The organism is Serratia sp. Sp408 (genome assembly GCF_057180665.1).
The window spans coordinates 1-334 of sequence record NZ_JBXUFT010000034.1 but is presented as its reverse complement, the minus strand read 5'-3'; the positions used below and the strand labels follow the sequence as shown (position 1 = coordinate 334).

General features: G+C 47.9%; 1 tRNA gene and 1 rRNA gene. Both read left to right on the top strand.

The window, feature by feature from the left end:
- A 16S ribosomal RNA gene (locus tag AC2AXP_RS22730) occupies positions 1 to 65 on the top strand; the annotation flags it as partial.
- A 142-nt stretch (positions 66 to 207) separates the two neighbouring features.
- Positions 208 to 283 (top strand) — tRNA-Glu (locus AC2AXP_RS22725).
- Positions 284 to 334 lie beyond the last annotated feature (51 nt).

The window sequence follows — 334 nt, the reverse complement described above, 5'->3', positions numbered from 1 at the left end:
TCATGACTGGGGTGAAGTCGTAACAAGGTAACCGTAGGGGAACCTGCGGTTGGATCACCTCCTTACCTAACGATATTCGATTGTGCAGTGTCCACACAGATTGTCTGATAGAAAAGTAATGAGCAAATGCGCACCTGTTGATGTAATGAGTCTCTGACTCATGCTGATACGAGAAACGGTTAAGCCCTGGGTTTAATCGGATTTTGTGTCCCCATCGTCTAGAGGCCTAGGACACTGCCCTTTCACGGCTGTAACAGGGGTTCGAATCCCCTTGGGGACGCCATCCGATAATGAGTGAAAGACATTATCACCGGTTCGCAAGAACCGAAAATAA